The organism is Paenibacillus sp. PK1-4R, assembly GCF_030369595.1.
Lineage (GTDB): Bacteria > Bacillota > Bacilli > Paenibacillales > Paenibacillaceae > Paenibacillus.
In genome coordinates, this window is record NZ_CP126535.1 from 4931946 (window position 1) to 4945712 (window position 13767).

The following is a 13767-nucleotide window of genomic DNA, read 5'->3' on the forward strand; positions in this document are numbered from 1 at the left end:
CATGCGATTGAGAAAAAGATTGGCTTCGATCGGGTTAAATGCACTCGCCTGGCTGCTTAGCCTGATGGTCTTGATTCCTTTTGTGGTCATTGTACTGAATTCATTCAAGTCGGACGCCGAGGCCAAAGTGCTGAAGCTGACGCTGCCCGAGAAGTTTATCTTCGAAAATTACAAAATCGTCTATGAACAGGGACACTTGGGCGGTTCTTTTTTCAACAGTCTGCTGCATTCCGGGGCTTCTTCTCTGCTACTGGTGTTTGTTGTGGCCTTCTCAGCCTTCACGTTATCACGCAACCATTCGAAGCTCAGCAAGTTTCTGTACTTCTTCCTGATTCTCGGTATCACACTGCCGCTAAACTACATTCCGCTGATGGAAGTCATGAAGTCCATGGGTATGATCAATTCACATGTCGGCATGATTCTGCTCTACACGGCTATGGGTATTCCAATCTCGCTGTTCATTACGTATGCGTTTGTGTCTAACATCCCGAAGGAGCTGGATGAAGCCGCGATCATGGACGGATGTAATGGGATCAAGCTGTTCCTGAGAATCATTGTACCTTTGTTAACCTCGGTGCTGGTAACGGTATTTGTTCTTAATTTCCTGAGTGTCTGGAATGAGTTTACTGCCCCACTCTATATGCTGAATACAGTGGAGATGTGGCCGATGACACTGGCTGTATATAACTTCTTCGGGCAATTCAGTGCCCAGTGGAATCTGGTCAGTGCCGATATTGTGCTCACCTCATTGCCTGTGTTGATTGTGTTCCTCATTGGGCAAAAGTATATTGTAGGAGGACTAACTTCTGGGGCTGTTAAAGGGTAAGCTCCACCGACAATCCAATACACAAACGCATCTTGTCTAATTACATCTGCTGACTCCTCAGCACAAAAAAGCCCTTGTCTGCTCATCGTGTGAATAACTTCTTCGTACAGAAGAAGCATCACACGCTGCTGCGGACAAGGGCTTACGCTGTTGGATTCGAATTAATCGTGCGCCAATCCGCCAACATCGGATGGAGCCGCTATATCTGGGCTCTGCTCCAGAGATTTGATCATTTTCAAACGGGATGTGATTATTGCGATCAGAATAACAAACAGACCCGCGATGATAAACAGAAAGGCAATACCTCTGCCTGGCCCAGTTCCAATAATTTGACCAACAGACGAAGCCAGTGCTCCCCCCTCCATCAGCAACGGATTAAACACATGGTCGGCCAGAAATCCAGCCAAACTGTACGCGATAATAAACCCGAGTTGTGACAGAATACCAATGATTCCCCATACCCTGCCCTGCTTTTCGTTGGCGATATTGTTTCGCACCAGCACATCTGCGCTCATATTGACAAACGGCAGCGATGACAGGAACAGAAAACCTGCGAAGATAATAAAATAAATGTTGGTGGATATCCCCAGAAGCGAGAAGGACAAACCGCACAAAATCAGACCCATCACAAGCACACTTGCGTATCTCTTTGTTATTGTAAATATGCCGATGCACAAGCTGCTAATCAGCATGCCGATGGCGCTAACAGACTGAAACGTTCCAAGTGTCTTTGCATCCGTGAATGACAGAAGCATCGGACCAATGAGTGTCTCCAGGAATCCCAGATAAAAGGTGACAAGTGAAATAATCACCACCAGCAACAGTACTCCCTTGTTGGTTACAACTTCCCTCCAGCCCTCTTGCATATCGGTGATCCAGTTTTTGTCTTCTTGATCCTCTCGCTCCACCTTCATGCTCTTCCGAATAACCAGCACAGCCAGAATGGCAACCAGGAATGTCAGAATATTAATGACCAGAATGACTTCAATGGTTGTTATACTAAGCAGAATGCCCGCAATGATGGGTGAAAACAGAAACTTCGAGGATTCAGCCAGTTGTACAAGACCGCTTCCTTTCGAGAACTGATCCTTATCCAGCAGGTCCGTAGCAGAGGCCTTATATGCCGGGCTCTGCAGCGCGGAAAACACCGAACTAAAGGCCACTCCCACGTAGATATGCCATAATTGGATATCACCTGTGAGCATAATCGACAGAATGAAAATCAAACCGGCTGCCGACCCCAGGTCGCCGATAATCATCATCGTTCGACGGTCGAATCGGTCGGCCAGTACCCCTCCAATAGGTCGAAGCAGGATATTCGGCAGAAACGTGAATAAGGTAATCAATGCAACACTTGTTGCCGTATTCGTTTTTTCGAAGGCATACACCCCCAGGGAGAAGGCTGTCAGTCCAATCCCAATCATGGAGATGAGCTGACCGAACCATACTACCAGAAACTTTTTAAATGATTTTTGAACGGTATGTTCCATGGATGATACTCCTTTCTCGGCTAACCTTGATTCGGAAAATAAAGACGAGTGACGTAGGCGAAGCTTCCTTTTTCTGCTCCCAGCACACGTTCCATAATATGTGTGAATGCTTCAACCTTTTTTTGGAGTTCTTCCTCCTCCCATTGAAAGATGCCTCGATCCAGCAAAAATTGTGACGATACAAGCAGGAATTCGATGGATTCCTTTGGGTTAGGTGTATGAAATACCCCCTCCTGAATGCCCTGCTCTACCACCTCGGCCAAGATGGGACTTAATCGAATTACCGTCTCTACAAGACTCTTTTGGTGCATCTCCACATTATGAACACTGTGCAATTGCTCGATGAGATCATGTTTTCTGCCGTCTGGCTGATTCTGCGCCATCATGATGCGAAAAATTTTATCATGGGCGTTCAGTTTGGGGTCAGACACCACGTGTCTGGCCGATGCCTCTCCGCTCAGAATAAAACGCATAACGATGGCGTTCATAACCTCTTCCTTGGACTGAAAATAATAATAAAATGTACCCTTGGCAATGTTGCACGCCTGAAGGATATCCATGACCGTAGCTTTGGTATATCCCTTTGTTACAAACAGAATCTCGGCGGCATCCAAAATTTCATTCCTGCGTTCTTCCGGGTTTTTTATCAGTCTCATATCCTGGCCTCCGATACGTTCGACCGACTGTCGGTCTATTGTAGTCATGGAGTTCTTTTTTTAGAACCCCATTTCAGTCAACCATTGCGCCAAATGGCTTTCCCTTGTTTTCAGATCCTGACGCTCTCTTGCATATTTTCCAATATTTTTGTCTGCAACCAGCTTACCGTCCATCATAAACAGCACACGTTCAGATCTGGCAGCGACTTTCACATCATGGGTCACCAGCAGAATGGTTGTACCCGTTGCATTAATATCGCCCAGAATATCCATGATCTCATACGTTGATTTGGAATTCAGCGCCCCCGTTGGTTCATCGCCGAATAAAATATCTGGATTATTAATCAGCGCACGGCAGATGGCAATCCGTTGAAGCTGTCCGCCTGAGGCTTGGGTGATGTTATGCCCGGCCAGCTCATCAATCCCCATTTTTTTCATTAATGACATCGCCCGTGTATTAATCGTTTCTCTGCTGCTATTCTTGGCCAGATACGCGGAAAGTACGATATTGTCTAATAGATTCAGATTTTTGAGCAGATGAATATTTTGAAAGATGAACCCCATCTTGGTCAAACGTAGACTTGCCAGATCCCTCTCCTGAAATGCCGATATTTTTTTGCCATTAAAATAGACACTTCCAGCGCTAATCTGATCCATACCACTTATGTTGTACAGTAAGGTAGACTTACCTGAGCCAGATGGCCCCATGATGGAAACAAATTCTCCCTTTTTTAATTGAAGGTTGATATCTTTTAAGATGTTATGTTCTTCATTCTCGCCGATCGCTACCGATTTATTCACGTCTTTAGCCTCAAGTATAGTTGTCATCGTTGATCCTCCCTATTCGACAATCATTTTGGATATGCTCGTTTCCTTGATCGATTGGATGCTAATCCATGCTGTTAGTACAATCGTGCCTGCAAGTAACAATGGACATAAGATATATGCCTGTAACGGGTTAACAACAAAAACAATATTGGAAGCACCGAACGTCGACATAATGGCACTAACCAGCAACGGACCCAACGTATTCGACAATATCGTTCCAGTAACAACCCCTAAGATTAATATGACAAGTGACATCACGACATACTTGAACTTGATTTTAGACAAGGCAAACCCAAGGCTTCTTAGTACAGCAATGTCGTTGTTGTCCTTGGCTACTAACATCTGAAGGAACAGTGCTGTAATTAAAATAGATATGAAAACACCGATGACCAAGGCCAGCATCGTCACCAATTTCAATTGTTGGATGGTTCCGCCTAACGTCTGATCCAGATAACCTTGAAGATCGGTTACTTTGGCTGGCGAGAAAGCCGCCTCATATTCAGCAATTTTGGTAGCCATGTCCCCGCGATTATTCAGATCCAAACTGACCACGTACCACAACACACTATCCTTGTTGTAAGGTAATAAGGCCTTCGCCGTTTTGCCACCATTTGTAACGTCCTGGTATATTCCGCTGACCGTCATCATCTGGTCCTTGCCATTAACCAGCAAGGTAAGTTGCTCACCAGTCTTCAGGTGCAGCTCGCTACTGTTTGCATCAGATAACGCAATTTCATTCTCGGTTGTTGGCGCATTACCGCTAACATAAGACAATGGGAAAATACTGAAATCCCCAGTTTCTACACTCAGATTATCGTAACTTCCTTCCGCATTTTTAATCTTGAACTGGCTTGTCACCAATGGGGAATACGTTTTGATGTCTTTATCATTTTGGATCTGGGCAACCAGATTGTCATAACGCTGCTCCACATCATCTGTGTGCCTCAAGTCAATGCGAATATCACTTTGTCCAACACCCATATAAGAGATAAAACTTGGCGCCTGCAAAGTGTTCAGGAAATTGACCGGCACAATCATGATAAATGAACTGACTACAAAGACGAACAACAATAATCGGAACATCTTGATTCGCTGTATGACTTCCTTCAGACCAAGAAAGACAGGTACGGAAGACCAGCGATTGCGGGACAAACTGAGCCGGTTTCGAATGATCTGTGTATCTCCAAGGCTCCCGGTACGGAGAGCATCCACCGCGGAGATGGAACGAAAACGCCGCAGTACCGTTCGACAGAACAGAACAACCATGGCAAATATTATTCCAGCAGCTAATAACGGAATCGCGAAATGCAACAGGGTTGCAGGTGCTTTTCCCATATACAACATGATGTTGGAAACAAATAGTCTGTTAACGCCAAGTGATGCAATGTAACCAAGCACGGATGCAAATCCCGCCATAAATACATACTTCATCAGATATAGTCTCTTAATATCCTTCTCTGCGATCCCTATCGCTTTCATGACACTAATCTCACGATAATCCTCTTCGATGGTCGCAAGCATTGTGAATCGGATGCAAAGCATCGCGATCAGAATCAGTACAAGACTGACCAAAATAATAACGGCTGCAATAACTCCGTCGGTCATCGCATTCAGTACCTGGAACAGCCCATAGGTTACGACTGGACCCGCATTGGGAAGTCCGGCATTTTGGTAAGCCTGGGTAAATTCACTCGTCAGTCCGGGATCGGTCAACCGGAATTCAATGAGATACTCCATCTCTCCGATGCCCTGCTTCAATTCCTGCAAATTCCCATCACTCACAATAAAACGTTTGGAGTGCACAACCGATGGATTCATCTGAGCATCACGGACAAAATCAACGATGGTGTAAGAACGCTCAAATTGACCATTATCGATCCGAACCTGGTCGCCCACGCTCAATTTATTTTGCTGCATGTAATATACCGGAATCGCGATCTCGCCATCGTTAACCTGAATAATCTCACTGTCCAGATTCAACAAATAGTCGAAACCCTGATTCTGTGTAACAAAGTCAATGTCCATAACACTGTTCTTTTCGGACTCTGCTCCGAGAAACAGATTAGAGCCGTCAATGTTGACCATTTCCACAATCTGATGCTGCTGGACCATGGCATTTTCTTCAGCCCATGTGTTCACTTTGGCCTGATCGAGTTCTCCGGCATGCATTTGCACAAAGTGTGGTGTTTTGGATTCAGAAAATAGATATTGGATGGAACTCGTCAGTTCCATAATCATTCGTGACCCCGAAGATACCAGCAAGGCGGCCAGCAGCACAAAAATAAATAACGCAGCCGTAATCCCTTTTTTTCTCGTTATATCGTTTCTCAGCATTCGTAGCAGCATAAACGAACATGGCTCCTCTCATCTACAAGTTGTTCCTATTTATCTGGAGTCATAAAGCTTGTCAGACAATGCGCCACCGTTGAAGGTTGATGCATCATGAACATGTGAGCACCCTCTTTGATGGTTTGAAGCTTCATGGGTGTGTTAAAATATCGGCCCCATCTCAACGCTGATTGAAGGGTAACGGTACGATCTCGTTCTCCCCACAGATACAACACCGGCAATGAGAGCGGCTCATACTCAAGCGTTGCTGCAGATTCCAGCATCCTGAAATCCGCCCGGATGACGGGCAGAAAATAATTCAATAATTCTTTTTCGTGTATCAGTTCTTGCGGAAGAGCTTCATAGGAAAACAGATGATCAATCAGATTTCCGTCTGACATCCGATCATAATTCTGCATCCCGCATTCGTCAGGCGTGTTGCAGGCAGATAACACAAGCCGTAGCGTTTTAGCTACATCTGGACGTTCCTGACATAAGCGCTGCGCAACGAAGTAGGCTGTAATTCCTCCCAGACTATGTCCAAATAACAGACTGCCGGGCTGTATAACATCCAGCAGCTTGCTGGTATACAGTTCTACGAGTTGCTGCATATGCTCCAGGGGTCTTTCGGTGTTCAGACCATGACCCGGGGGCGTAAACGCCCAAATTTCCGTGTCAGGAAGGTAAGGCACTAGGGGCTGAAAACTGTTGGAGTTCCCACCGAGATAAGGAAAACAGACTATTTGTCTGTTTCCCTCCCCCTTTTGTAGCTGCTCCAAGTAGATCGGTTCCATCACTTATTCACCACCATAACCAGGCTTACTTTCTTTCCAGAACATATGCAGGGAATGTCTGAAGTGAAGTATCCACATTTTTACGCTTGAAGATGACATGTATGACAATAGCCGATATTACAAAAAAGAAGAATTGCATAATTTGAACTTGCGGATTAAAGTAGTACAAATCAATTTGACTTCCTGTGGCTACAAGCCAGAATGCAAGCAGATAAAACAGAAGTGTACCTTTGGTTGCATTGAAGATATAACTTTGGAACACGATAAATGCCATAAGCTGAACAACGTAGTATATGTAAGTGGTTGAGGTGCCAAAAGAGGAAATCAAGTATCCCGGAAGCACCCATAATCCGAACAACAGGCCGGTAATCAGACCACTTGTTATATTATTTTTTAACTTCCCTTGCAAGAATGGAAGCAAAAATCCGATCCAGCCAAACAGCCCACCAATCAGCCCCGTCTCCTTGATCAGATTCACAATCCCCAACCAGATCATTTCAGGTACACTATATGTCAACTCAGGGACCGGTATGCCGAATAACAAGGAACCAAAGTGCATTGTTGATGCAAAGATGATGGAAATTCCAATAATGAGCGGTATCCAGAACAGGTCCTGTCTGCGCGGAACCAGCTTCATAAACATTCCTTTTAATGCTTCCGTTCCGCCCATCACATAACATGTAATTAATCCGGCAATGGAAGGTGAATACAGAGCAACGATCGCAAGTGGATGCATCAGGGTTAACTCACCTGTTATGGGTACAATAAAATCCGCAAAGAACATGAACAAACTTGCGATTCCATAACATGTGCCAAAGGAAATTCCCAAAAACAAATACATATATTTGTTGGACGGGCTGGTTGCCGGACTTGTGACTGGACGAATGGATGCCTGATTAGCTGTAATCATAGTGCCGCCTCCTTCTCAGTCAACTTTCTCTCAATAAGATCATGCAAACGGTTAATTGTGCAGAAATTCGCCAAATCCAGATCTTCATTTGCTATCTCAATCTGGAATCTACGCTCTACAAAGTCCACCAAACGCATCGCAAAGAGCGAATTGACGAACCGCTGCTCAAAATAATTGTCATTATCATTAATCTGAGCGTCCTCATGATCCATGGTGAGGTTGTTCCCGATAAACTCCCGAATTTCCTGACGATAATCCACTGCCCTTCCCCCTTGTTATTGATGTTGCCCCTCGGGCACTAAAACCTCAATGTAGTCTGGAAACTCTACAGCCTGCTGCAAATCATGATGAAACAGTACTCTTCCTTCCTGATCTGCAGATTGCTGCTTGAAACCGGCAAAGCGATAGCTGATATTCATCATCCGGTTCCTTCCGGTATCCCTGAAGTCCGCAAGCATCTGTTTGCCCTGCTTCTGAGCTTCACGCATGATATACGTTAGCAGTACACTCCCTGCTCCCCTGGACATCACTCTGCAAGACATCAGAAGCATGTTTAGCCGCCATACTTTCTGCTGCATGTGAATAAGTGCAAGCCCAATTTTGCCATACGTCCCGTATTTGTCTTCGAGTTCACACACCAATAACATATGGTCCTGCGAGGTCATCAGTTGATGCAGCTCCTCGTAACTGTAGGTAATTCCGGTTGCATTTAGCTGATTGGTGCGAACGGTAAGTTCCTCTGCACGTTGAAGATCATCCTCAGTAGCCTCGTAGATGGAAAATTTCATGCCCAGCGTAGCCAGAAATTGTTCTGAAGGTCCTTCATACTGTTCCTCAGCCTGTTTACGGAGCGTATCCGCCTGATACATCTGCCTTCTGCACGCAGAGTCGGCTGTAATGAATCGGGGCATCAGCCTTGGGTCATCAAGCATGGTTTCATATTGATCCGCATGAAGTACCTGAATGTCAGCATGTACACTTTGCACTTCTTCCAGTTCAAAAGGTTGATCATCCACAAACAGAATGGCATCCATACCGATATTAATGTTCTGCTGAATCCGCTGAACAGAGACAGACTTCGCATCCCAATGGATTTCGGGATATAGAAAATATTCGGCGATGCCCAGTTCGTTTAGTTTCGTCCAAGCCAGCTCTGCATCATTTTTACTGGCAACAGAATGCAAAATACCTCGCTGGTCCAGTTTTTCAATCACCTCCTTTAAGCCCGGCTTCAGTTGCACATCTGCAGATTCAAGCAAAACTCCATCCCATATGGTGTGGTCCAGATCCCAAACGATGCATTTGATATCCTTGAGCTTTTCCATGGTCATGCCACCCTTCATCTTAGTAGGCATAGAATCCTTGACCCGTCTTCCGCCCCCACTGTCCTGCATCAACCATTTTCTGCAACATCGGACAGCATCTGAATTTGGGGTCCTGATAGCTGTCGTACAATACTTTCAATGAATGCACGACCGTATCCAGACCAATCAGATCCGCCGTCTCCAGCGGCCCCATCTGATAATTGAAGCCTTTCTTCATAATGGCGTCCACCTGCTCGGGTGTAGCGATTCCATCCTGTACAATGTACGCCGCTTCATTCATTAACAAGTGCGAGAGGCGATTAGAGACAAACCCAGGCAGATCCTCTATGACAACTGGACTTTTATCAAGAGTTTCCAAAAACGCTACCATCTCATGTTCCGTACCCTGCGTTGTATGATGTCCTTTGATCACCTCCACCATGGATTTAACGGGAACCGGATTCATCAGATGCACCCCAATGACTCGACCTGGGTCAGGCAAAAATGAAGCGAGCTTTGTCACGGATATACAGCTTGTATTTAGCGCAAATAAAGCATCCGGACGAGCCGTGTGGTATAGTCGTGCGTAAACTTCCTTTTTCAACTCCAGGTTCTCGGTTACATTTTCAATAATGATACTTGCCTCTTCCACACCTTCATCTTGTGTCTGGAACGAGATTCGTTCCATGATCTGATCCAAGGGCACCTGACCGTACCCTTGCTTCAGGAAACAAGCTGAACGATATTCACGACGTATAACATCAGGGGCGTGTTCGATGACCGACGCCGAAATATCCTGCAAAATTACACGATAACCAGCCCTCGCGACATCCAGTGCCGTGGCGCATCCCATCACCCCTGCGCCAATGATTGCAATGAGTCGATTATGCATACCTAATCACCTCCGTATTGAGCTACCATCAGACCAGCTCGTCGTAGAGCTCTTTCATTTCTGCAAGTGCTGCAGGGACACGCTCACTGAACCAGGCAACATCTTGCATATCAAGCAGGATATTCGGATACATCCGCGAGAGCGTAGATACCAGAATACCGTGCTCAGCAAGCTTGCTATTTAGCAAAATATCAAAAGACATCAATTCAAACGTATAATCAGCCGTATCCGTAAGCGGCTCCGTGCAGCAGTGATAAGAAGCACAGCCGGACGGCCCCTGAACAATTAAAGGCAGACCCACCTTCACTGCTTCCTGGCAGAGTATGTCATGCATCATCTCAGCGTGGCGATTCATGCTGTGCATCGCCTGTCCTCCATTGCGTCCCAACATTTCCAGCGTAGCTTTTACAGCAGCTGTACCTAATGGATAGCCATTAAACGTACCCGCATGAATTACTTTTTTGTCTACAAGCAACTTCATGATATCCGCTCGGCCAACCAGGGCTGACACCGGAACTCCGCCACCGGCGATTGCCTTCCCAAGTGTAGTCAGATCGGGTGTTACACCGAATAACTGTTGGGCACCACCGAGTCCCATACGGAATCCTGTTATAATCTCATCAAAAATGAGCACGACCTGGTACTGGTCACATAACTGTCTGACTTTTGGCAGATAACCCGGAGCAGGCATGACTCCGCCTCCATTTACACAAACCGGCTCCATGATTACTGCTGCAATGTCGTCTCCATGCTGGCGAAATAGTTCCTCCAGACGGGCTGCGTCATTCCATGGCAGGAGGTAGGATTGAGATTCCATGGCATCCCTTGCCCTCCCCTTTGTTCCTTTCATGTCACCAGGATAGTCTGAGGGTACAGGCAAACCTGTACGTGCAGTCTTGCCACCCATAATATTGTCCGCATTGCCATGATAATGGCCTTCAAAACGTACAAAGCGATTTTTACCTGTCCACGCCCGGGCAAGACGAAGTGCATTCTGGACAATCTCCGTTCCTGATAACCCAAAACGAATCATCTCTGCTGAAGGTACATATTGATGGATCAGTTCCAGAGCCTCTGCATCCAGATCGCAATGACTTACGGAAAGAACACGGTCAATGGTATCCTTCAGACACTCGTTATACTCCTCGTTGCCGTGGCCAACAATGAGGGCACCAAAGCGGGCATATAGATCCAAATACTCGTTGCCGTTCATATCCGTCACTCTGCTTCGGGAAGCATGCTTGAAATGGAGCGGCGTCTCTTCCCAAGGAAGGTGAAAATTATAGTGCACACCTCCAGGCAGCCATTGTTTCACCCGCTGATTGTACTGCATCATCTCCGTGATCATCCCTTATCGCCTCCCCCACTTGTCTGGTTTACTGCTTCATATCGCTCCAGTAACCTGGACCGATCTTGCGGACCATCCAGCGAATAGGCTGCAGGCAAGGTCTTATTCTCAGCCAGCATATTTCTTACGCTCTGGCCTGGACCGATATCGATCCATACCGTTGCTCCCAGATTTTGAACACGTGCCAATGCCTGATTCCAGCGAATGGGTTGCAAAAGCTGGCTGCTCAGCAGCTTAGGAATGTCCTCGGCTCCACGAATGAACTCCCCATGTACTGTAGAGCAGATGGGAAACACCGGTGCAGAGAAGGAAATCCCTGCAAGCATCTCTTCAAGCTCAGGCTGAATGAACTGCATCAACTCGCTATGATAAGGTGCATCTGCCTTCATTGGCATCATGCGAAAAGGAATGAATTCCCCACCGTAGCCATCCACCTGATCATCCAGCAATTGAAGCCCCTTCGCAGTACCTGCGACGACAAACTGTCCCGGTGAATTATAACCGGAGATCGTCACATACTCGTTCTGACGAATTTTCTCGACTAATTCTTCAAGCGCTTCTTGGGTTACATCAACAACAATACCCGCTCTTCCTTTTTGCTCCTGAATGGAGCGATGCATCAACGCACCACGCTGAGCTGTAAAACGGATTCCATCAGCAAATCGCAATGCTCCCGCCGCTACTAAAGCCGAAATTTCCCCCAAACTGTGACCTACTGCATAATCTGGAGTCATTCCAGTCCGCCGAACAAATGAGTCAAATAGAACGTAGCTTGCCGTCAGTACAGCAGGCTGAGCATATTCAGAGACCGTCAATTGATCCAGGGTCCCTTCCATAACCAGTGCTTTCAAATCAAATCCGATCACCTCGCTCGCTTCCGCAAAGATCTGATTCGCCTCCGGCTCACTGTCCAACAACTCGCTGCACATTCCGATATACTGGCTTCCCTGGCCGGGAAATAGCGCACAGAACGTCATACGCTACCGCCACGCTTGTAATAGGCTTTTAATCCGTAATGCGAGATCATCTCCTGCTGCATCTGAGAAGAACCTTCAATAATCTCCAGAATTTTGGCTTCCTTATACAACCTGGCAACAGGATATTGGTTACTAATTCCGTTCGCACCATGAACCTGTAGCGCATCGCTTGCAACTTCAACAGCAACTTTGGACGTAAAATATTTGGCGATCGTTGTCTCCATGGCGGCCTGCGGGTCCTTGGCTTCTCTCAGCTCGGCTGCCCGTAAACATAATGCTCGTGCTGCATGGACTTTTGTCACCGCATCTCCAATCATGCCGCGAATCAGCTGAAAATGACTCAGCTTCTGGTCAAATTGCTTCCGCTTCCTTGAGTAAGTCACCATGGCATCCAGCGCTTCCTGCGCGATCGCCAGCCCTGCCCAGGCTATGCTATATCTGCCCTGGTCCAGCGCCCCGGTTACGATGTACTCAAAACCTTCATTCAGACGTCCAATAATGTGATTCTTTGGTACACGCACCTCATGGAGATCAATCTCAGCTATACCTGTCTCTCCCGCAACCATGACACCTTCAATAGGTTTGGTCTGTACCCCCTCAAACTGGCGTTCGACCCAAAAAGCAGTGCTTCGTCCCTGATTCGAGGCAATAATGATAAATACATCTGCCAAATGTCCAAACGTGATCCACTTCTTTTTTCCATTCAAAACATAACAGTCCGATTCTTCTCTCCACTCGGTCTTTACACTTTTGGCATCCGAACCAACTTCCGGTTCAGTCAGGCCAAAGGCAGCAATCCATTCTCCCTTCACCAACTTGGGCAGCCAGGACGATTTTTGCTCAGGCGTTCCGAAACGTACCAAAGTTTCACTTACAAGTGAAGTATGTACCGTTAACAAGCTGCGAACGGCTGGAAGAGCCTTGCCAAATACTTCAGTCAACAGCCCGTACGCCTTGGGACCGAGACCCATTCCGCCATATTCAGCCGGGATCGAGGCAGCCAAGTAACCTTTTTCAGCCATGGCACGGATCAATGTTCTGGGAATGGCTTGCTGCTCTTGAATCTGTTGAGCATAAGGACGAATTTCACGGGCAGCAAACAATTCAGCTTCATGAATGATCTCTTGCTCTACATCCACTTCAATCATTCGGCAACCCCCTCTTGAAGAAGAGATTCATTGAGATAGGCGGCGAACTCGGCAATTGTTTTGTATTCAAACAACGCAACCGGACTGATGTCAACTTGAAGATGCTTACGCGCACGATTAATGATCTTGAGCGCCTGCACAGATGAGACACCAATTTTCAGAAAATTCATCTCTTCATCGATGTCCTCTGGCTCCTGATTCAACGCTGCAGCAATCTCGCTTTTTAGAAAAAGCTCAATTTCTTCTTTTGTCATATCATGACCTCC

14 protein-coding genes are annotated in these 13767 nt (G+C 46.5%); 1 reads left to right on the top strand and 13 read right to left on the bottom strand.

Going from position 1 to position 13767, the window contains the following annotated elements; translation table 11 throughout:
* Position 1: 1 nt before the first annotated feature.
* The gene (locus tag QNO02_RS21475) at positions 2-826 is read left to right on the top strand and encodes a carbohydrate ABC transporter permease (RefSeq protein ID WP_289389914.1); all 825 of its coding nucleotides are present in this window, start codon (positions 2-4) and stop codon (positions 824-826) included.
* Positions 827-987: 161 nt separating this feature from the next.
* Here QNO02_RS21475 and QNO02_RS21480 read toward each other — a convergent pair whose 3' ends face one another.
* The 13 genes from QNO02_RS21480 to QNO02_RS21540 are packed head-to-tail and all read right to left on the bottom strand — an operon-like array spanning position 988 to position 13755.
* Entirely contained in the window at positions 988-2316 is a 1329-nt protein-coding gene (locus QNO02_RS21480) for an MFS transporter (RefSeq protein ID WP_091028315.1), read from the bottom strand.
* Between the two features lie 20 nt (positions 2317-2336).
* Positions 2337-2972 carry a TetR/AcrR family transcriptional regulator gene (locus QNO02_RS21485; RefSeq protein ID WP_133385585.1) on the bottom strand — a complete coding sequence of 212 codons (636 nt, stop codon included), beginning with the start codon at positions 2970-2972 and terminating at the stop codon, positions 2337-2339.
* Positions 2973-3032: 60 nt separating this feature from the next.
* Entirely contained in the window at positions 3033-3800 is a 768-nt protein-coding gene (locus QNO02_RS21490; RefSeq protein WP_091028310.1) for an ABC transporter ATP-binding protein, read from the bottom strand.
* 12 nt (positions 3801-3812) lie between these two features.
* Positions 3813-6146, bottom strand: a complete 2334-nt coding sequence (locus tag QNO02_RS21495; protein ID WP_289389915.1) for an ABC transporter permease — start codon at positions 6144-6146, stop codon at positions 3813-3815.
* Positions 6147-6181: 35 nt separating this feature from the next.
* Entirely contained in the window at positions 6182-6922 is a 741-nt protein-coding gene (locus QNO02_RS21500) for a thioesterase II family protein (RefSeq protein ID WP_091028304.1), read from the bottom strand.
* Between the two features lie 25 nt (positions 6923-6947).
* The gene (locus QNO02_RS21505; RefSeq protein ID WP_176872545.1) at positions 6948-7832 is read right to left on the bottom strand and encodes a hypothetical protein; all 885 of its coding nucleotides are present in this window, start codon (positions 7830-7832) and stop codon (positions 6948-6950) included.
* The gene (locus QNO02_RS21510) at positions 7829-8092 is read right to left on the bottom strand and encodes an acyl carrier protein (protein ID WP_091028302.1); all 264 of its coding nucleotides are present in this window, start codon (positions 8090-8092) and stop codon (positions 7829-7831) included. Before QNO02_RS21510 ends, QNO02_RS21505 begins: the two co-directional genes overlap by 4 nt.
* A gap of 15 nt (positions 8093-8107) precedes the next feature.
* Positions 8108-9157: an HAD-IIIC family phosphatase gene (locus QNO02_RS21515; RefSeq protein ID WP_091034793.1), complete on the bottom strand. Its 1050-nt coding sequence runs from the start codon at positions 9155-9157 to the stop codon at positions 8108-8110.
* 19 nt (positions 9158-9176) lie between these two features.
* Positions 9177-10028, bottom strand: coding sequence for a 3-hydroxyacyl-CoA dehydrogenase family protein (locus QNO02_RS21520; protein WP_091013879.1), 852 nt, complete (start codon positions 10026-10028; stop codon positions 9177-9179).
* A 28-nt stretch (positions 10029-10056) separates the two neighbouring features.
* Positions 10057-11376 carry an aspartate aminotransferase family protein gene (locus QNO02_RS21525; RefSeq protein WP_289389916.1) on the bottom strand — a complete coding sequence of 440 codons (1320 nt, stop codon included), beginning with the start codon at positions 11374-11376 and terminating at the stop codon, positions 10057-10059.
* Positions 11373-12353: an ACP S-malonyltransferase gene (locus QNO02_RS21530; RefSeq protein WP_353959071.1), complete on the bottom strand. Its 981-nt coding sequence runs from the start codon at positions 12351-12353 to the stop codon at positions 11373-11375. The genes QNO02_RS21525 and QNO02_RS21530 overlap by 4 nt, the downstream gene beginning before the upstream one ends.
* Positions 12350-13501 (bottom strand): acyl-CoA dehydrogenase family protein, encoded by a 1152-nt coding sequence (locus QNO02_RS21535; RefSeq protein WP_221821913.1) that lies wholly within the window; start codon positions 13499-13501, stop codon positions 12350-12352. Before QNO02_RS21535 ends, QNO02_RS21530 begins: the two co-directional genes overlap by 4 nt.
* Complete coding sequence (locus QNO02_RS21540; RefSeq protein ID WP_036668520.1) at positions 13498-13755, bottom strand: acyl carrier protein; 258 nt, start codon at positions 13753-13755, stop codon at positions 13498-13500. Before QNO02_RS21540 ends, QNO02_RS21535 begins: the two co-directional genes overlap by 4 nt.
* Positions 13756-13767: the final 12 nt, after the last annotated feature.